Source organism: Enterococcus faecium (assembly GCF_029023785.1).
Classification (GTDB): domain Bacteria; phylum Bacillota; class Bacilli; order Lactobacillales; family Enterococcaceae; genus Enterococcus_B; species Enterococcus_B faecium.
The window spans coordinates 1321132-1339829 of record NZ_CP118955.1 but is presented as its reverse complement, the minus strand read 5'-3'; the positions used below and the strand labels follow the sequence as shown (position 1 = coordinate 1339829).

Annotated in this window: 20 protein-coding genes; 19 read left to right on the top strand and 1 reads right to left on the bottom strand. The window is 38.4% G+C overall.

Annotated elements, in window-relative coordinates; genetic code table 11:
* Positions 1 to 40: 40 nt before the first annotated feature.
* The 8 genes from PYW34_RS06510 to PYW34_RS06475 are packed head-to-tail and all read left to right on the top strand — an operon-like array spanning position 41 to position 5710.
* The gene (locus PYW34_RS06510) at positions 41 to 817 is read left to right on the top strand and encodes a dihydroorotate dehydrogenase electron transfer subunit (RefSeq protein WP_002288879.1); all 777 of its coding nucleotides are present in this window, start codon (positions 41 to 43) and stop codon (positions 815 to 817) included.
* Positions 814 to 1746, top strand: a complete 933-nt coding sequence (locus tag PYW34_RS06505) for a dihydroorotate dehydrogenase (RefSeq protein WP_002288880.1) — start codon at positions 814 to 816, stop codon at positions 1744 to 1746. The genes PYW34_RS06510 and PYW34_RS06505 overlap by 4 nt, the downstream gene beginning before the upstream one ends.
* The gene (gene pyrF / locus PYW34_RS06500; protein WP_002288882.1) at positions 1743 to 2459 is read left to right on the top strand and encodes an orotidine-5'-phosphate decarboxylase; all 717 of its coding nucleotides are present in this window, start codon (positions 1743 to 1745) and stop codon (positions 2457 to 2459) included. Before PYW34_RS06505 ends, pyrF begins: the two co-directional genes overlap by 4 nt.
* A gap of 6 nt (positions 2460 to 2465) precedes the next feature.
* Complete coding sequence (pyrE, locus tag PYW34_RS06495) at positions 2466 to 3095, top strand: orotate phosphoribosyltransferase (protein WP_002288884.1); 630 nt, start codon at positions 2466 to 2468, stop codon at positions 3093 to 3095.
* Entirely contained in the window at positions 3083 to 3397 is a 315-nt protein-coding gene (locus PYW34_RS06490) for a hypothetical protein (RefSeq protein WP_002288892.1), read from the top strand. The genes pyrE and PYW34_RS06490 overlap by 13 nt, the downstream gene beginning before the upstream one ends.
* A 37-nt stretch (positions 3398 to 3434) precedes the next feature.
* A complete protein-coding gene (locus PYW34_RS06485; RefSeq protein ID WP_002288886.1) occupies positions 3435 to 4076 on the top strand; it encodes a YfbR-like 5'-deoxynucleotidase in 642 nt (213 codons plus the stop codon).
* A 42-nt stretch (positions 4077 to 4118) separates the two neighbouring features.
* Positions 4119 to 4811, top strand: coding sequence for a carbonic anhydrase family protein (locus PYW34_RS06480; protein WP_002321477.1), 693 nt, complete (start codon positions 4119 to 4121; stop codon positions 4809 to 4811).
* Positions 4808 to 5710 carry a LysR family transcriptional regulator gene (locus PYW34_RS06475; protein WP_002288888.1) on the top strand — a complete coding sequence of 301 codons (903 nt, stop codon included), beginning with the start codon at positions 4808 to 4810 and terminating at the stop codon, positions 5708 to 5710. Before PYW34_RS06480 ends, PYW34_RS06475 begins: the two co-directional genes overlap by 4 nt.
* A 157-nt stretch (positions 5711 to 5867) precedes the next feature.
* Here the strand turns inward: PYW34_RS06475 and efbA are convergent, their stop codons facing one another.
* Positions 5868 to 7574, bottom strand: a complete 1707-nt coding sequence (efbA, locus tag PYW34_RS06470; protein WP_002295863.1) for a fibronectin-binding protein EfbA — start codon at positions 7572 to 7574, stop codon at positions 5868 to 5870.
* A gap of 189 nt (positions 7575 to 7763) precedes the next feature.
* On the opposite strand from efbA, the gene PYW34_RS06465 reads away from it, so the two are divergent.
* From PYW34_RS06465 to PYW34_RS06415, 11 genes are all read left to right on the top strand, one after another.
* Complete coding sequence (locus PYW34_RS06465) at positions 7764 to 8387, top strand: hypothetical protein (RefSeq protein WP_002295864.1); 624 nt, start codon at positions 7764 to 7766, stop codon at positions 8385 to 8387.
* Positions 8388 to 8836: 449 nt separating this feature from the next.
* A complete protein-coding gene (gene trpX, locus PYW34_RS06460; RefSeq protein WP_002289632.1) occupies positions 8837 to 9886 on the top strand; it encodes a tryptophan ABC transporter substrate-binding protein in 1050 nt (349 codons plus the stop codon).
* Complete coding sequence (locus PYW34_RS06455) at positions 9883 to 10764, top strand: ABC transporter permease (RefSeq protein WP_002289631.1); 882 nt, start codon at positions 9883 to 9885, stop codon at positions 10762 to 10764. The genes trpX and PYW34_RS06455 overlap by 4 nt, the downstream gene beginning before the upstream one ends.
* A 2-nt stretch (positions 10765 to 10766) precedes the next feature.
* A complete protein-coding gene (locus PYW34_RS06450; RefSeq protein WP_002289629.1) occupies positions 10767 to 11537 on the top strand; it encodes an ABC transporter ATP-binding protein in 771 nt (256 codons plus the stop codon).
* Between the two features lie 278 nt (positions 11538 to 11815).
* On the top strand, positions 11816 to 12670 hold the full coding sequence (gene aroE, locus PYW34_RS06445; RefSeq protein ID WP_002289627.1) for a shikimate dehydrogenase: 855 nt from the start codon (positions 11816 to 11818) through the stop codon (positions 12668 to 12670).
* Between the two features lie 177 nt (positions 12671 to 12847).
* A complete protein-coding gene (locus PYW34_RS06440; RefSeq protein WP_002295866.1) occupies positions 12848 to 14011 on the top strand; it encodes an LCP family protein in 1164 nt (387 codons plus the stop codon).
* Positions 14012 to 14127: 116 nt separating this feature from the next.
* A complete protein-coding gene (locus PYW34_RS06435) occupies positions 14128 to 14538 on the top strand; it encodes a VOC family protein (RefSeq protein WP_002295867.1) in 411 nt (136 codons plus the stop codon).
* Positions 14539 to 14711: 173 nt separating this feature from the next.
* Positions 14712 to 16940 (top strand): type IA DNA topoisomerase, encoded by a 2229-nt coding sequence (gene topB, locus PYW34_RS06430; RefSeq protein ID WP_002333268.1) that lies wholly within the window; start codon positions 14712 to 14714, stop codon positions 16938 to 16940.
* A gap of 170 nt (positions 16941 to 17110) precedes the next feature.
* Positions 17111 to 17395, top strand: coding sequence for a hypothetical protein (locus tag PYW34_RS06425; RefSeq protein WP_002289718.1), 285 nt, complete (start codon positions 17111 to 17113; stop codon positions 17393 to 17395).
* Between the two features lie 159 nt (positions 17396 to 17554).
* Positions 17555 to 17791 (top strand): AbrB/MazE/SpoVT family DNA-binding domain-containing protein, encoded by a 237-nt coding sequence (locus PYW34_RS06420; RefSeq protein ID WP_002289715.1) that lies wholly within the window; start codon positions 17555 to 17557, stop codon positions 17789 to 17791.
* A complete protein-coding gene (locus PYW34_RS06415; protein ID WP_002289716.1) occupies positions 17788 to 18186 on the top strand; it encodes a type II toxin-antitoxin system death-on-curing family toxin in 399 nt (132 codons plus the stop codon). Before PYW34_RS06420 ends, PYW34_RS06415 begins: the two co-directional genes overlap by 4 nt.
* Positions 18187 to 18698: the final 512 nt, after the last annotated feature.

The following is an 18698-nucleotide window of genomic DNA, read 5'->3' as shown; positions in this document are numbered from 1 at the left end:
TTAAGACAAAAAGACGAAAAACCGTTGCAGGAGGGGACAGATGAAACAAGAAATGATGGAAATCGTTCAGCAAAAACAGCTGGCACCAAAGATTTTTGAAATGACATTGAAAGGTGATCTAGTAAAAGAAATGCAGCAACCAGGACAGTTCTTGCATATTCTCGTGCCGCGTGCAGACTTGCTATTACGCCGACCGATTAGCTTGAATCATATCGACCACGAAACAAATACTTGCCGTATCATTTATCGGGTGGAAGGTGAGGGGACTAGAGTCTTCTCTACTCTTTCTGCCGGAGACCATTTAGATGTCATGGGTCCTTTAGGCAATGGTTTTGATTTGTCCAATCTTCATACAGGAGACGAAGTATTTATAATCGGTGGAGGAATCGGTGTCCCTCCTCTATATGAGTTATCAAAACAGTTAGTCGAAAAAGGAATTAAGCCAACGCATTTTTTAGGTTTTGCCACACATGAAGTCGTTTATTATGAAAAAGAATTTAATCGTCTAGGAGAAACAAGAATCGCTACTGACGATGGAACATACGGTATGCACGGAAATGTCGGTAATTTATTGTTAGGAACGAAGACGGAACCTACAGCTGTTTTTGCATGTGGTTCAAACGGGTTATTGAAGACAGTGGAACAGCTGTTTTCTTCGCATCAAAATGTCCAGTTATCATTAGAATCCCGCATGGCATGTGGGATAGGGGCTTGCTATGCTTGCGTTTGTCATACGCCGGAAGATGAAACAGGAACAAAAAGTGTGAAAGTTTGTGACGAAGGACCGATTTTTAAAATAGGAGAGGTAATTATATGAATGAGAATCCTTTAGCGGTCAAACTTCCTGGCCTAGAATTAAAAAATCCTATCATGCCGGCAAGCGGCTGTTTCGGTTTTGGCAAAGAATACGGAAAATACTATGATTTGAATCAGCTTGGATCGATCATGGTCAAGGCAACGACTCCAAATGCCCGCTTTGGCAATCCCACGCCAAGAGTGGCGGAAACACCATCTGGCATGTTGAATGCAATTGGTTTGCAAAATCCTGGTCTAGACGTTGTTATGCATAAACTTCTTCCAGAATTAGAGGAGTACAATGAGTTACCCATCATCGCAAATGTTGCTGGTGCTTGTGAAGAAGACTATGTAGAAGTTTGTAGCAAAATTGGCGAAGCACCAAATGTGAAAGCAATCGAGCTGAACATTTCTTGCCCAAATGTCAAACATGGCGGAATTGCTTTTGGAACAGATTCTGATGTTGCTTTTCAATTAACACAAGCAGTAAAGAAAGTTTCTTCTGTTCCTGTCTATGTCAAATTGTCCCCAAATGTAACAGACATCGTTCCAATCGCTCAGGCAATCGAAGCTGGAGGGGCAGATGGGTTTACGATGATCAATACTCTTCTTGGTATGCGGATTGACCTTAAGACAAGAAAACCGATTTTAGCCAATCAAACAGGTGGACTCTCCGGACCAGCAATCAAGCCTGTCGCTATTCGTTTGATTCACCAAGTAGCAAGTATATCCAGCCTTCCAATCATTGGGATGGGCGGCGTGCAGACAGTGGATGATGTTCTTGAGATGTTTATGGCTGGAGCAAGTGCTGTAGCTATAGGGACCGCGAATTTCACCGATCCGTATATCTGTCCTAAACTAATTAAAGAGCTCCCTGTGCGAATGAGCGAACTAGGCATCGAATCGCTGGAAAGATTAATCAAAGAAGTGAGAGAGGAACGTGAACGATGAATCAACTAGACCAACGACCAATTATTGCATTAGATTTTTCAACTAGGCAAGAGGTAGAAGACTTTCTTCGATTTTTCCCGAAAGAAGAAAAATTGTTTGTGAAAATCGGAATGGAATTGTTCTACCAAGAAGGACCTGAAATCGTACGTTATCTAAAAGAGGCTGGTCATAATGTATTTTTAGATCTGAAACTTCACGATATTCCGAATACGGTCGAAAAAGCAATGCGGGGATTGGCAAAGCTTGGTGTTGATCTCACCTGTGTTCATGCCGCTGGCGGTATTCGTATGATGGAGGCGGCAATGCGAGGATTAGAAGAGGGGACTCCAGAAGGTGGAAAACGTCCGCTACTTCTAGCTATCACTCAGCTTACTTCTACAAGTGAAGAAGAAATGCATGCCGATCAACTAATCGAAGTTTCTTTAGAAAAAAGTGTGATCCATTATGCTAGCTGTGCCAAAAAAGCAGGATTAGATGGTGTGGTTTCTTCTGCTTGGGAAGTAGAAGCGATCAAAGAAATGGCAGGAGACGAATTTGTTTGCTTAACTCCGGGTATAAGACCAGAAGGAACAGTCGCAGGAGATCAGACAAGAGTAGTCACACCTTCTCAGGCAAAAAAGATCGGCTCAACTTTTATCGTTATAGGTCGACCAATCACTCAGTCAACTAATCCTTATAAAGCATATCAAACGATTCAAACAGAATGGAGCTAACCTAAAATGAATGTTGAACAAAGTATCGCAAAAGACTTATTAGAAATTGAAGCAGTATTTTTAAATCCAAGTAATCCTTTTACATGGGCAAGTGGAATCAAAAGCCCAATTTACTGTGATAACCGAATCACGATGAGCTATCCAAAAGTCCGAAAAGAGATCGCAAAAGGATTAGCAAGCAAAATCAAAGAAGCTTACCCTGAAGTACAAGTGATTGCTGGAACTGCAACAGCAGGAATCCCTCATGCCGCATGGGTAGCGGAAATACTGGATTTGCCAATGGTCTATATTCGAAGTAAGGCGAAAGATCATGGGAAAGGTAACCAAATCGAAGGACGTATATTTGAAGGTCAGAAGATGGTTGTGATCGAGGATTTGATTTCTACAGGCGGAAGTGTCTTGGAAGCAGCTGAAGCAGCAAAAAGAGAAGGTGCGGATATCCTTGGTGTTGCGGCTATCTTTACGTATGAGTTGCCAAAAGGAAAAGCAAATTTCGAAAAAGCCGAAATCCCTCTTATGACGTTGACCAATTATTCTGTATTGATTGAAGCAGCTTTAGAAGATCGTTATATCGATGAGCAAGAATTAACTCTGCTAAAAGAATGGAAAAAAGATCCTGAAAATTGGCAGATTTAAGCGCGCTTGATGAAGATAGAGAAATCCGATTTGTGTCTCCAGAATCATCAATTGGAATAGCAAAAATCCAAAAACTGATTGCGAGAAGCATCTTTTCATCAGGTATGAAAAGAAACTTCTATCGTGATCAGTTTTTGATTTTTTTAAAATTCATTTTTCTAAGACTGGTTAGCAGAAAGAAGAGAATAATCTCTTCTCTTTTTTCTATTATATATAGATTTTCTCTATTTTTTGGTAAGGGAGCTGTTTCAAAAATGGTAAAGAGCGGAAATGTTGCGAATATCAGTTATTTAATGATATGATATTCGGAAAAAGAAATCTCAAAGGGAGGTAACTTTTATGGGGTTGAATGAATTTATTTTAGGATTGAACAATTTAGAGACGATCACAAGGGCACCTGGATTTTTTAAATATACAGAGCATACAGTTGCAGCACATTCGTATCGTGTAGCATCTATTGCGCAAGTTCTAGGAGACATTGAAGAAGCGAATGGACAACCGATCGATTGGAAACTGCTCTATGAAAAATCATTGAATCATGACTACACAGAGCGTTTTATTGGTGATATCAAAACGCCGGTGAAATACGCAAGCAAAGAGTTAAGAGGGATGCTGCAAACAGTTGAAGAAAAGATGACGGACGAATTCATCAACCAAGAGATTCCAGCTGAGTTCCAAGAAGTTTATCGCCGTCGGTTGTTCGAAGGAAAAGATGAAACCGTAGAAGGAGAACTATTAGCCATTTCAGATAAGGTTGACCTTCTTTATGAATCTTTTGATGAAATCATCAAAAATAACCCGGAAAAAGTTTATAAGGAGATGTTCATTGAGGCAGTGACTACGATTAAAAGCTTTGAACATCGGCCTTCTGTTCAGTATTTCTTTAAAGAGATATTTCCGGAACTATTGAACCAGGAATTTTATGGAAAAGAGGCGTTTTTAGAAACCGTCTCAACGATTGTAAAGAAAGAAGAAAAATAAAAATGATATGAGATGCAGGGGGAAGTATAGTTGAAAAAGAATATGGATGTCGAATGGGGCTATTCTGGAGACAAAGGTCCGGAAAATTGGGCGAGTTTATGTGATTGGTTTGCGAGAGGTGCGGAATTTCCATTGCAGTCGCCTATTCATTTGACCAAGGGGGAAGAAACCAAAATAGAAGGAGACACGCTTTCCTTTCATTATCAAAAGCAACGGTTTACTGACAAGGAATTCAAAAACACGATTCATTTAGTACCTTTTGACCAACTCAGTTATGTAGAGTTCAAGAAAGAACGCTATTATTTGACAGATATTCATTTCCACTTGCCTTCTGAACATATCATCAACGGAAAACAGGAAGATATTGAATTTCATTTTGTTCATATGAACAGCAAAAAAGAGAATCTAGTTGTGGGTGTCATGTACCAGCTAATGGTACAGGAAGGTTGGCTGTATAATCAAGAAAATGGGGAAAGTTGGAACTTAGAAAAACATGAGCATTGGGTAAATCCGGATGTGTTCTTTCCGGAGCAAAAAAGCCATTTCCATTATATTGGCTCATTGACAACTCCGCCTACCAGCGGGCCAATCCAATGGTTTGTAATGGATCATGTAGGAAAACTGAACCAAGAGTTTCTTCTCCCCTTCGATGGTCAGTATGCTCGACCGAACAACCGACCAATCCAGCCCTTGAATGGAAGAGAAATTTATTATTTCGAGGAGTTTGAGCAATGAATATTCAGCAGATGAAATACGTGGTCGCTGTAGCAAACAATGGTAGTTTCAGAGAAGCGGCAAAGAAAATGTTTGTCTCCCAGCCAAGTCTTTCAGCTGGTATCAAAGAATTAGAAACCGAGTTAGGGATCACGCTGTTTACTCGAACGAATCGAGGGGCATATTTAACAGAAGAAGGGCAAGACTTCTTAAATCGTGCCGAGAAAATATTGGTCCAGCTTGATACATTAGAAACTCACTATCTAACGAGTGAAAAGAGAGACAATTTTTCGATCGCTGCCCAGCATTATGATTTCTTAGGTCCTTTGACCGCACAGCTACTCGAGGAATTCAAAGACGAGATCAAACAATTTCGGATCATGGAGACGACAACAGCGAGAGTGATCGAAGAAGTCAAAGAGCAGCACAGTGAGATCGGCATTATTTATATGAATGAGCATAATCAAGCTGGTATCAGAAGATATTTACAACAAGGAGAGCTAAGTGGCCGCAGCATTGGAAAATTCAAAACGCATATTTTTTTAAGGCAAGGACATCCATTAGCTGAACACGCAGAGATCACCAAAGAAGAATTGTTATCTTATCCTCAGGTTCGTTTTACACAGGATGGAAATAATTTCCCGTATTTTTATGAAGACCTTATCGAGATCCCTGATCAAGAAACAGTGATTTATACGAGTGATCGAGGTACTTTGATGAATATCGTTCTTGAAACTGATGCTTACGCTTCAGGATCTGGTATTGTGATTGGAGGGATTCGCGAGCACTTGCGGTTAATCCCTTTGGCAGAAGGCGAACTAAATGAATTTTATATCATTTATTCGGCGAAACGTCCGCTCAGTGAAATCGCTCAAAGATTTATCAAAGAGCTTACTCGGTTACTGGACCAGCAGAGCTAAGAAAAGCAGATGAGAACGCTGTTTATTGAACACCGTTGATCAAAAAAGAGGGGTTGTGACAGAATTTTGTCACAACTCCTCTTTTTGTAGCAAACAATTTATAACTAATTGCTGTTGTGGGAAAGTACGCAAATATGATTCTAGAAACACTCATTGATTACCTGTTTTGTTTCATAGCTGTAATTTTTTCTTCTTCTGGTGTCACGATAATCGTCTTTTGGTTTTCATAAATAACATAACCAGGCTTGGCGCCATTTGGTTTTCGGATATGCTTTACCTGTACAAGATCAACCGGCACTTGGGCAGAGTATCGGTATTTTGAAAAATAGGCAGCTAACTCGGCAGCTTCTGTAATTGTTTCATCTGAGGGCTTGTCACTTTTAATGATGACGTGCGAACCGGGTATATTTTTTGCATGAAGCCAATAGTCGGTTTTTTTAGCTGTCTTCATTGTCAGCTGGTCATTTTGAAGATTGTTTTTACCAACAAGAATGAGCGTTCCGTCAGAAGAAAAGTATTGATCAGGCTGAGATGGTTTCTTACGTTTTTGTTTTTTTAAGTTCTTCTTTTTCAGGTATCCTTCTGAAGTCAATTCTTCTTTAATTGCTTCGATATCCATTGGGCCGGCAATTTCCAGTTGAGATAAGACAGATTCAAGATATTGGATTTCATCTTTGGCTTCTTGGATTTGTTCGCCAATCAGCTTAACAGCGTTCTTCAGCTTTTGGTATCGATGGAAATATTTCTGTGCATTTTGATTTGGTGTCAATGCCGGATCTAGTGCTATTTTGATTGGCCGATCTTCTTCATAATAATTAGGTAAAACAACTTCTTTTGCGCCGCGTGGTACTTGTGTCAGAAAAGTAGTAAGTAGTTCGCCATTTCTACGGTAATTCTCAGCGTTTTCGGATTCTTTGAGTGTTTGTTCACGTTTTTTCAATTTATTTTTATTTCGTTTTAGTTCATTTTCGATTTTTCGAATCAGTTCTCCGCCTTGTTGTTTTGCCCGATCTTTCTCTGCTTTTTCGTGATAATAGCTATCTAATAATTGACTGAGTGTTGGATAAGCTGTTACAGCAGATGCCTGTTCGGACAATACCTGATAAGCAATCGGTGTGAAAAAATCTTTATTTTCCGTTTCGTAAAAAGTAGGAATAGGCTGATGGCTGATGGCTGAGAAAAATTCGTCCCATACAACCATCTTTTCATTAGGACGTTCCAGTAATCTTTTGGTCAGCTCTTGAGCGGTATCGAAACCGATTCCCTGAAACTGACGTTGGATTGCTTTTGGATCTAGTTCAGTTTGGGAAAGCCGCTGAAAGATTTTTTCTTTCTCGGAGCTAAATGGGTTCAAGACCTCTTGTTTTGGCGGAGCAACATATTCTACACCAGGAAGCAAAGAACGATAAGTGTTTTGAGAGCTTCCAATGTGTTTGATCGCATCCAGTATTTTTCCAGTTTCTCGATTAACTAAGACGATCGTACTATGACGTCCCATTAATTCAACGATCAATATGATATTTTGTAGATCACCCAACTCGTTTCGTTTAGCAAAGTGGAAATGGATCACTCGATCATTTTCGATTTGTTCGATGTCTTCTAAAATAGCGCCATCCAAATATTTTCGAAGCATCATCACGAAGTTAGGCGGATTATCAGGATTCTGATAATCGATTTGGGTAATCTGTACACGAGCATAACTTGGGTGCGCAGATAATAATAATCGATGGTTTTTGCCGCGTGAACGAATCACCAGCACGATTTCATTTTCATAAGGCTGATGGATTTTCGAGATCCGGCCAGATAGTAACGTTTCACGCAATTCGTTGACCATCGCGTGGGTAAATACACCATCAAAGGACATGGTTCATTCCTCATTTCTTTTCATAAGTATATTCATTATAACGAAAAAAAGAAGAAAAACCAATTTGGCCGAATAGTAAAGCAAAAGTCTAGAAAAATCTTGGACTAATTACATAAAAAACAGTGTTTCTATCGTTGAAATCCAAATTTTTAGGTATAATAAAAAATAGGAGAAAAAGTAGAAAAGAAGGTGTTTGTTATTTGGGAAGTAGTTAAATCGAGAGTACAAGAAATGAATGAACATTTCTCAGTGTCATTCGCAGAAAATCCAAGTAAGTATTTTCGACGTCTTGTTTTTCTGCTCATCTTATCATTGCTGTTAACAGTTGCAATGTTTTTATTGCCGGAAAAAATCCGAGAAGAGCAAGTAAATAGTCTCGTTTATTCGTCCATACCAACCAGCAAATTGAAACCTTTTGATTACAGCAAAGCTGATCAGAAAATCAAACAAAGCCGGGCGATATCGGTGATGTTCAGCAAACCGAACGGGAAAACCTATCAGGACATGCTTGATGTTTTTAATGATCCTGAGCTTATGGAAGAATTGAATCGACCGATCTTTTATTATCCGATCGTTTATGATGTACATGAACTGGAACAAAAATATAACATACGAACGGATGAAGTGACATTTATTTTCTTTGATGGAGGAAAAGAAGCAAATCGGATAACTGCGGGTAAGGGAGGAATAACTGATTTTGATAAGGAGTTGATCCCTGAACTGAATCGACTTCCGTTAGCCAATATCAAACAATTAGAAGAAGAATTGGATAGAACGGGAGTAACTTCCCAAAATTCCGAGATTGCTAATTGAGACATTGGCGCGATGAAACGGTGGGTCTATATAGCGCTATTTTTAATTATCAGAACAAGTGATGTTTGATCTTCAAAATAACAAATAAAAAATTAAAAAATATAGTTGACGAAATTCAAAAATTCGATTAGACTTAAATCAATTCTTAAGGAAAGGGTGACCTGTAATGAACTTATCAAAACGTATTTCAGCAGAAAACAAAAAAAATTGGCGCAGCTGGCGTAGATAAGTTGTATTAATGGTGAGACTTTCCCATAGATACAACTTTTTAGAGTGCATTTCTAAAGCTTGTATCTATGCTAGACATGAACATTGACTGCCGCATAGATTAGAATCTATGCGGTTTTTTGTGTAAAGACAATGACCGCTTTGGCCATTGTCTTTTTTTGTAGACTGGATACTTGCCTGATTATAATAAATAAAAAGATTGACTTTGCAGGAGGAAAAAAATGAAAAACAAACGATTAATAACAGTTGTAGTAATTATTTTAGTTTATTTAGCAGGTGCATTTATTTATGGAAAAGCTTCAGGCGAAAAAGAAAGTACTTCGACGAACCAGACAAAAAAAACAACAGTTGTTGGGGTATTGCAATACGTGAGCCATCCGGCATTAGATGAGATTTATCGAGGAATCAAAGATGGTCTGAAAGAAGAAGGATTAAAAGAAGGAGAAAATCTTGAGATCAAATTTCAAAATGGACAAGCCGATCAGAGCAAGCTAGCCACAATGAGTCAACAGCTAGTACAATCTGATCCAGATGCCTTGATTGGAATCGCAACACCTGCCGCTCAATCATTAGCAAACACGACTTCATCGATCCCAGTTGTGTTAGGTGCTGTAACGGATCCTGTGGGGGCTGGATTAGTCGCTTCTTTAGAGAAACCTGGTGGTAATGTAACAGGTGTTTCTGATCAGCCGCCTGTTACTTCACAAATCAAGCTTGCTTCTGATTTGTTGCCAAATGCAAAAAAAGTCGGAATCTTGTATGCTTCTTCAGAGGATAATTCAAAATACCAAGTAGCACAAGCAGAAGAAGCTGCAAAAAAAGAAGGGTTAGAATCAGTAAAATATGCGGTGCCTTCCACTAATGAGATTGCACAAACGGTTCAAGTGATGAGCCGACAAGTCGATTTTATCTATGTTCCATTAGATAATACCATTGCCAATGCGATGCAAACAGTGGTAAAAGAAGCAAACAAAGCAAATATCCCCGTCATTCCATCTGTGGATACAATGGTGGAACAAGGTGGACTAGCAACAATCGGGATCAATCAATATCAATTAGGGCTTCAAAGCGGTAAGATGGCGGCAGAACTTGCGAGTGGAAAAGAAAAACCGGAAACGACGCCTGTTTATACATTTGATCAAGGGGATACAGTGATCAATCAATCTCAAGCTGATCGCTTAGGAATCATTGTTCCCCAATCGATGAAGGAAAAAGCCAAAATCATTACAGATGACTCGCAGCAAGAAACATCTAAGGAGGATGACAAATGATCGTATCGGCTATTTCACAAGGCATGCTTTGGGCAATATTAGGATTAGGGATTTTCATGACTTATCGGATCTTAGACTTTCCTGATATGACGACAGAAGGGTCCTTCCCATTAGGTGCTGCTGTCTGTGTGACAGCTATTACTCATGGGGTAGCGCCGATTGTAGCTACATTATTAGGCGTAGGTGCTGGCATGATAGCAGGACTCGTTACGGGGTTACTTTATACAAAAGGAAAGATACCGGTTATTTTAGCAGGGATTTTAGTGATGTCAGGATTGAACTCAGTTATTTTGTTTGTGATGCGAACACCAAATCTTTCTTTATTGAATCATCCGATTCTACAAGACAGCTTCCATCGCTTTGGGTTACCTGATTACTTTGACACAGTCCTTCTTGGCTTCATCTCTTTGGGCATCTTGATTGCTGTACTGCTATTCTTCTTCAATACAGATTTGGGTCAAGGCTATATTGCGACAGGAGACAACGAAACGATGGCTCGGTCGTTAGGGATAAAAACCGATCGTATGAAAATTTTAGGTTTAACTTTGTCGAACGGTGTCATTGCATTATCCGGTGCGCTGATTGCCCAGAACGACGGATATGCAGATGTAAATAAAGGGATTGGCGTAATCGTCATCGGTCTTGCTTCCATCATCATCGGTGAAGTGATCTTCCAAGAATTGACGCTAGCAGAAAGATTGATTGCTATTGTTGTCGGCAGTATCATTTATCAGCTATTGATTTTAGTAGTAATCAAACTAGGGTTTGACACGACTTATCTGAAGTTGTTCTCCGCTATCATCTTAGCTATTTGTCTGATGATCCCGCAATTGAAGAAAGCACTGAACTTAAAAACGGGTTTTGAGAAGGAGGCATAGTAATGACTGATATATTGACAATCAAAAATGGCAGAAAAGTCGTAAACAATGGAATGAATGAAGAGAAAGTACTATTGGATGAAATTAACCTTACAATCAGAGAAGGGGACTTCATCACTGTCCTTGGCGGGAATGGTGCTGGAAAAAGCACACTGTTCAATACGATCGCTGGTACGCTTCAACTCAGTCAAGGATCGATCTCTTTTAAAGATCAGCTGATCACAAAAGATTCAGAAGAAAAAAGAGCACGATTCCTTTCTCGAGTTTTCCAAGACCCCAAGATGGGAACGGCTCCTCGGATGACAGTAGCAGAAAATTTGCTACTTGCACAAAAAAGAGGTCAAAAACGGAAATTCCGTTTACGTAACTTGAAAAATCAAAAAGAAGATTTTTTCAGACTATGTCAAGAAGTCGGTAATGGCCTAGAGCAACACTTGGATACTCCAGCGGGTGAATTATCTGGTGGTCAACGCCAAGCATTAAGCTTGCTGATGGCGACGATCACAGCTCCTGAGTTACTATTATTAGATGAACATACTGCAGCTTTAGATCCTAAAACAGCTAAAGCATTAATGCGATTAACAAATCAGCGGATCAATGAACAAAAATTGACTTGTCTCATGATCACGCATCGAATGGAAGACGCCTTGAAATACGGAAATCGTCTGATCGTACTCCAAAAAGGGAAAATCGTTCAAGATATTTCTGAAAAAGAAAAGCAACATTTGACAATGGGCGACCTTTTGCAGTTCTTTGAAGAAGTAGTGGATTGATTTCGACAGAAAAATTCCTTTCAGTAGAAGGACTTGAAAACTCATTGACATCTTCCTTTGATTCATCCTATACTTAAAACAATAAACAATTAAACATATTTGGGTGTTTTGTAGGATCACGTAGTCAATGATTTTAACAATTAAATAGAATATTCTTTGCTCTGACAAGTAAACGATGAGAAAAGAATTTGCTACTTTGCCACCTAGACGTTTCGTACTTTTTCGTATCAAACGCTAAGTGGCTTTTTTTATTGAAGTAAGAACAAAGGAGGAATAAGATGATTTCTGGACAAACCAAATTAGCTGGGCTCTTTGCTGATCCGGCTTCTCACAGTTTATCCCCATTGATGCACAATACTGCTTTTGAAGCAAACAACATCGATGCGGTGTATTTAGCTTTCCAAGTAAATCCAATGAATTTGAAGCAAGCAGTCGAAAGTATTCGAACTTTTGATATGTTAGGTGTAAATCTTTCGATGCCGAATAAAACAGCGGTTATTCCTTATCTGGATGAGGTAAGCCAGGAAGCGCAATTGATCGGAGCAGTGAATACGATCGTGCACGAAAAGGGTCGTTTGATTGGCTATAATACCGATGGTGCGGGCTTCATGCAATCCGTGCAAGAAGCTGGGATTTCGATCAAAAAGAAAAAAATGACTCTACTGGGAGCTGGAGGTGCAGCAAAGGCAGTCACTGTTCAAGCAGCGTTAGACGGCGCTGAGGAAATCGTAGTTTATAAACGAAACAACCAAACATTCGCTCAAGTAAAAGAAACATTCGAACAACTCAGCTATCGAACTTCTTGTAAGATAAAAGTTCGTGACTTTGCCGATACGCATCAATTAAGAAAAGACTTGAAAGAAAGCTGTCTTCTAGTCAATGCAACAGATATCGGGATGGGAAAGAAAATCAATCAGTCACCGCTCTTAGATATAAGCATGATGCATGAGAATCTAGCGGTTTTTGATTTGATTTATGCACCTAGAGAAACACGTTTATTAAAAGAAGCAAAAAAAGTAGGAGCAAAAGGATACAATGGACTTGGCATGTTGATCTACCAAGGAGCAATCGCGTTTGAATTATGGACAAAGGAAAAGATGCCGATCCATGTGATTGAAAAGCTGTTTGATTAAAAAAGGATAATAGATAAAGATCTTTTATTCTCGCATAAACGGTCTCAAGAAAAGTAATCCTTTATGTATCGAAGCATTTATTTCGTTATTTTTTATTAAATTATCAAAAAATGATAGGCTTTTGTCGATTGGTTATCGTATCCTTTATTTATCAGTAAGAAACGAGGAGGAACCACAATGAGTCGGATGGATCGCTATAAGGACATCCATAAGAAGGCGAAACCTCTGAAGCGGGATACGGGGAGTATTTTTGCTAGAAGAGAACGAAAACGAACGCGTATGGAAAATGAGGAAGATGCTACCCGTATTTATGAAAGAGAGCAGCATTCATTTGAACATTTGAACCAATACGAGCAACAGATATACAGAGATGCACCAAGAGCAGAAGAACAACAAAAAAATAAAAAATTTTTCAATCGGCAAAAGAAGAACAAACCGTTAAAACCTCGAAGAAAGCGATCGTGGAAAAAAATCATTCTATCGATTTTGCTTGTTTTGATCCTTTATTCAGGTATCTCATTTTTTATTGGTAAATATGTAGCTGAACATGACACAAGCTTAGAGGCAGCGACTTCAGAAACCTTTCATGGGCAAAAAGCGACGAATGGTGCGCATAATATTTTGATCCTTGGAAGTGATACACGCGGAGAAGATGCCGGGCGAGCCGATACGATCATGGTCTTACAGTTGGATGGTCCTTCCCATAAGCCGAAACTGATTTCTTTTATGCGTGACAGCTTCGTTACGATCCCAGGGGTAGGACAAAATAAGATCAATTCAGCTTATGCATACGGAGGAGCCGATCTAGTGCGTCAAACTTTAGTAGAAAATTTTGGAATCGATTGTCAATACTATGCGAAAGTCGATTTCAAATCGTTTGAAAAAGTGATCGATGCCTTATTCATGAACGGAGTGAAGATCGATGCAGAAAAAGATCTGAATCTGGATGGTGTAGATATTAAAAAAGGGGTCCAGAAGATGGATGGACATGTTCTTTTGCAGTACGCACGTTTCCGAATGGATGAACAAGGAGACTTTGGCCGTGTCAGACGCCAACAGCAAGTAATGAACGCTATTTTCAGCCAATTGAAGAATCCATTGAATCTGATCCGTGCACCTTATGCAGCTGGTAAAGCTTTAGGATATACATCCACAGATGTCACTGCTTGGTTCTTGACGAAAAACCTCTTTTCGATTGCACGAGGAGCTGGTGGCATTGATCGAATAAGTGTGCCAGTAGACGGTTCGTGGAATTATGGGCAAAGTGATTATGCTGGCAGTATTCTTGAAATTGATAATCAAATGAATCAATCTGCTATTACAGATTTTTTGAATAAATGATCATAAAAAAGATCAAGAAGAAGCTGCGCAAGGCTTTTGTCATGAATCAATCAAACGATTCACTCGTAAAAAACGCTTTCTTATGGTAGATTTAACCAAGAGAGGAGCTGTTTACATTGGATATCTATCTGAACTTCAAAAATGAGTCGCGTGAAGCCATCGCTTTTTATGAAAAAGTTTTTCAGACTGAAGCATCAGGTATCACCACATACGGTGAAATGCCTGGAATAGAACAAATGAACTTGCCAGAAGAAGCAAAAAATCTAATCACGAATGCACGGCTGAACATTTATGATACATTAGTTATGTTTGCAGATACGCCAGAAGGAATTGGTCCTGAATTAGTTGTGGGAAATAATGTTTCTTTAGTCATCCAGACAAGAAATGAAGAAGAAACGAAGCGCCTATTTGAAAGCTTAGCTGAGGGTGGTAAGATTGAGATGCCGCTGGATGCTGTTCCGTGGGCTCAGTTGTATGGGATGGTAACTGATCGATTTGGCATCAACTGGCAGATTAACCAAGAGTGACAGCTAAAGATGAATATTTTCTGGAAACATCAAGCAGCAAACGGATCATCGTTTGTTTGCTTGATGTTTTTGTGTCTATTTCGACTATACGGTATCTTTTTTTTATTGCCAGATGCGAAAATATGTTCCATAATAGAGAAGTCCGCAAAAAATTAAGTAACGGAGGTCAGAAGATGAAGACGGTGATACTAGCTGAAAAACCTTCACAAGCAAAAGCCTATGCCGAAACCTTCCAACAGCGAAAGCGGCATGAAGGGTATTATGAAATCAGCGATCCATTGTTTGCTGGTGAAGTAACCATCACTTATGGTTTTGGACATTTGGTAGATATGGTTGCTCCAGGAGCTTATGAAGAGCGTTGGGCAAAATGGTCTTTAGAAAATTTGCCTATTTTCCCAGAAACCTTCCGTTACGAAGTTCCAATGGACAAACGTGCACAATTTTCGATCGTAAAACGAGAATTGCAGTCAGCCGATACCATCATTATTGCAACAGATGGTGATCGAGAAGGTGAAGCCATCGCGTGGTCGATTATTCGACAAGCAAACGCATTTTCTAAGGAAAAGAACTATTTACGTTTATGGATCAATTCTCTTGAAAAAGAAGCAATCTATGAAGGTTTTAAGAATCTCCAACCTGGAAAGAACTATTTTCCAAAATATAAAGAAGCGCAAGCAAGGCAGAACGCTGATTGGCTGATTGGAATGAATGGAAGTCCATTATATAGCTTGCTACTTCAACGAAAAGGGATTGATGGCAGTTTTTCTCTTGGTCGTGTACAAACACCGACACTCTATATGATTTATCAGCTGCAAGAAGAAATCAAACACTTCAAAAAAGAAACGTACTTTGAAGGAGAAGGTTTAATTACGACAAACAAAGGGCAGTTTTCTGGAAAAATCGTACCAAAAAAAGCATTTAAAACCCAAGAAGAGTTAACGAAGGAAATAGAAAAACTTGGAGCGCATTTAGGTAAGCAAAACGGACGGATTCTTGAAGTTACGAAAAAGGAAAAGAGGTTGCATAGTCCACGTTTATTTTCGCTATCTAGTTTGCAGACAAAGATGAATCAGCTAATGAAAGCAAGTGCCAAAGCTACACTTGATGCTGCTCAAGGATTGTACGAAAGCAAGTTTCTAAGCTATCCAAGAACGGATTCCTTTTACATTACAGAAAATGAGCATCAGTATCTGGTTAAACATCTGCAAAATTATAAAAAATTTTTAGGAATAGAAGAAGTACAGACAACTGAGATCAAAGCAAAGAAACGATATGTCGATGCGAAAAAAGTTCAAGAACATCATGCAATTATTCCGACAAAGACGATTCCGACTCCTGCACGCTTTGCGAAGCTTTCCAAATTACAGCAAGCAATCTATTTGCAAGTTTTGCGCACTACTGTGGCTATGTTTGCTGCAGATTATATCTACGAAGAGACGACCGTAATGACGGGCGTACAGCAATTAAAGCTAAAAAGCATCGGAAAGATCCCATTACAGCAAGGTTGGCAGGAAATCTTACGCATCAAGTCAAAAAAGAAAGAAGCTCAGACTCTTCCTCCTATCGTAGAAAATGAAGAAGCAGAAGTAGAACTGAAAAGTATGGAGAAAGAAACACAACCTCCAAAACCCTATACCGAAGGAACGTTGATCACAGCAATGAAAACTGCGGGAAAAACGCTGGATAATGATGAAGCGCAAGAAATTCTCAAAGAAGTAGAAGGAATAGGGACAGAAGCTACACGAGCCAATATCATTGAAAATCTTAAGCAGAAGCATTACATCGAAGTCAATAAAAACGAAATAACTGTTACGCCAAAAGGAATCACTCTTTGTAAGGCAGTAGCCAATGAACCATTACTGACGAGCGCAGAAATGACTGCGCGCTGGGAAGGGTACTTGAGAAAAATTGGTAAACAAGAGGGGACACCATCTGTTTTTTTAGAGAATATCAAAAAATTCATCCTACATTTATTGGCAGAAGTTCCTAATCAAATCGACAAGGTAGACTTTTCAGATGAGATTAGCGGGACACGTCAGATAAAAGCGATGGAGAAGAAAAACGATCAATTAGGAAGATGTCCAAAATGTAAAAAGGGAATAGTCATGCTTTATCCTAAAATCGCTACATGCTTGAATCCGGAATGCGACTTCAAATTGTGGCCAACAGTAGCTAAAAAGAAGCTGACTAAAACGAATCTCAGAGATTTGCTTTCAAAAGGAAAGACAAGTAAAGTTGTCAAAGGTTTTACTGGTAAAAAAGGGAAATTCGATGCAGTTTTAGTATTAAAAGAAGATATGACAATCGGTTTTTCTTTTCCATGGATCGAAAACAGTGGAACAAAAGCAGTTGATGGAAACAAAGAAACATCAAGAAAAAATAATGAAAACGAAGTAGAGTAAATGAAAACAATGAAATAGCGGAATATTTATTCCGAAAAGTGAGAATATAAATACCAATAAAACTAAAAAATATCAGTGAATCAAGCAAAAACGTTGGGGTAGGCTGATTTTATATAGATAGTAAGGAGTTTTTTTATTTGAAAAAAGTGCATTCATTTTTAAATTATCTTATGGGAGCAATCACGATTGTGGCTGTGTACCAAGCATTTCTAAAGTATCCTGATTACGGGACGAAGTTGTTGTCATTGACGCACAATCAAACAGCATATTCACCAACGTTGATTTTATCGACTTTGACTGCAGGAGCTAAAAGCGCTACTTATTTTTTTCATAAAACGACAAGCATGCTAAAGCGAAAGAAACAGCGAAAACAATTGTTGGTGGTGGTAGCGGCTATGATCATTATTTATTTTCTACCAGTTATTACACAAGTATTTCATCAATATTTTGGTTAAGAATACGAGAGTTTGTGACAAAAGTCATGTCACAAACTTTTTTCTTTGTCATTTTTTCGTAAGAAAAAGCAAAATAAAAGTATATACATTGATTAAAAGTATATACTTGGATATAATGTACTTACTATAGAATGAGAATGGTATAGAGGGTGGCGAAATATGAAAAAAATGAAAAAGTATAAAATTAGAAAATCTGGCAATAGCGATGTAACAACTATCCCACCAGAAGTAAAAGAATTCATGGGTGTGCAGACAGGTGACGCAATCAGTTATGTTTTTCAATCTGATGGTTCTGTACGAATGATCAAAGCACAAGAAGAACCTGATATTGATTCATTAGTTGATTCGATCATGAATCAATATGAAGACGCGTTAAAAGATTTGGTTGATTTATGAGGTATCTTTCGACTAAAGAAATTATCAAAATCAACGCGAAAGTTATTTTACGTCACTCGCCAGGCGAAATGATCGGTGTAAAAGATGCAAATGCATTAGATATGGCCGTCAAACAGCCTTCACAAGCAGTATTCAATCAAGAACTCTATCCTGAAATCTATGAAAAAGCGGCGATTTTAGCAATTAATTTAGCTAAAAAACATCCTTTTCATAATGGCAATAAACGAACTGCTCTTGTTGCCATGTTGTTGTTTCTTCAATTGAATAATTGTCCAGTTGCTTTTTCTCGTCAAGAAGCTGTTGATTTTATCATAATGATTACCACTAGTTCATTGGATTTCGATTCACTAAAGTCCAAGATAACCAGTTATTTACGACAAACCGCAATAAAATGAACGAATTAAAAACTTTATTTCTCAATTAGATCAGCATGTCATTAAGGAATATGCTGATTTTTTTATGGTTAATCATACAAAATAGTTTTTTCATAAAAATATGGAAAATATGGATTAATTTTGAAATAATTGATTTAAAAGGAATACAAAAGAGTGAATAGTAGGAAATAGTGGTTTAGAACTAGTGGGCTGATTTTTTATATATTTTAGTTTACATAATATATATTATACAAAGTAGATTTAAAAAATGATAAACCTCTCTCGAACGGTTTTTTATCAAAAATCGTCATTTTTCCATCAAAATCTGCTTATGCAAAATTATAAAAAAATTTTGCAGTTTTTCTTACTTTTTTTGTCGTTTAATTGAATGATAAAAACCAGTTTCTTTATTCAGTTAATCAAATATGAACGAATTAGATATGAATCATTGTATTTGCCGTTGCGGAAGGATTTTTTAATTAACCACAGATAAACATTGATAACGATTCGCTTATTGTAATCAACAGATTAAA

Coding starts and splice junctions, on each gene's coding strand:
- PYW34_RS06510 (WP_002288879.1), top strand. CDS start 41: ATGAAACAAGAAATGATGGAAATCGTTCAGCAAAAACAGCTGGCACCA.
- PYW34_RS06505 (WP_002288880.1), top strand. CDS start 814: ATGAATGAGAATCCTTTAGCGGTCAAACTTCCTGGCCTAGAATTAAAA.
- pyrF (WP_002288882.1), top strand. CDS start 1,743: ATGAATCAACTAGACCAACGACCAATTATTGCATTAGATTTTTCAACT.
- pyrE (WP_002288884.1), top strand. CDS start 2,466: ATGAATGTTGAACAAAGTATCGCAAAAGACTTATTAGAAATTGAAGCA.
- PYW34_RS06485 (WP_002288886.1), top strand. CDS start 3,435: ATGGGGTTGAATGAATTTATTTTAGGATTGAACAATTTAGAGACGATC.
- PYW34_RS06480 (WP_002321477.1), top strand. CDS start 4,119: ATGGATGTCGAATGGGGCTATTCTGGAGACAAAGGTCCGGAAAATTGG.
- PYW34_RS06475 (WP_002288888.1), top strand. CDS start 4,808: ATGAATATTCAGCAGATGAAATACGTGGTCGCTGTAGCAAACAATGGT.
- efbA (WP_002295863.1), bottom strand. CDS start 7,574: ATGTCCTTTGATGGTGTATTTACCCACGCGATGGTCAACGAATTGCGT.
- trpX (WP_002289632.1), top strand. CDS start 8,837: ATGAAAAACAAACGATTAATAACAGTTGTAGTAATTATTTTAGTTTAT.
- PYW34_RS06455 (WP_002289631.1), top strand. CDS start 9,883: ATGATCGTATCGGCTATTTCACAAGGCATGCTTTGGGCAATATTAGGA.
- PYW34_RS06450 (WP_002289629.1), top strand. CDS start 10,767: ATGACTGATATATTGACAATCAAAAATGGCAGAAAAGTCGTAAACAAT.
- aroE (WP_002289627.1), top strand. CDS start 11,816: ATGATTTCTGGACAAACCAAATTAGCTGGGCTCTTTGCTGATCCGGCT.
- PYW34_RS06440 (WP_002295866.1), top strand. CDS start 12,848: ATGAGTCGGATGGATCGCTATAAGGACATCCATAAGAAGGCGAAACCT.
- topB (WP_002333268.1), top strand. CDS start 14,712: ATGAAGACGGTGATACTAGCTGAAAAACCTTCACAAGCAAAAGCCTAT.
- PYW34_RS06425 (WP_002289718.1), top strand. CDS start 17,111: ATGGGAGCAATCACGATTGTGGCTGTGTACCAAGCATTTCTAAAGTAT.
- PYW34_RS06420 (WP_002289715.1), top strand. CDS start 17,555: ATGAAAAAAATGAAAAAGTATAAAATTAGAAAATCTGGCAATAGCGAT.
- PYW34_RS06415 (WP_002289716.1), top strand. CDS start 17,788: ATGAGGTATCTTTCGACTAAAGAAATTATCAAAATCAACGCGAAAGTT.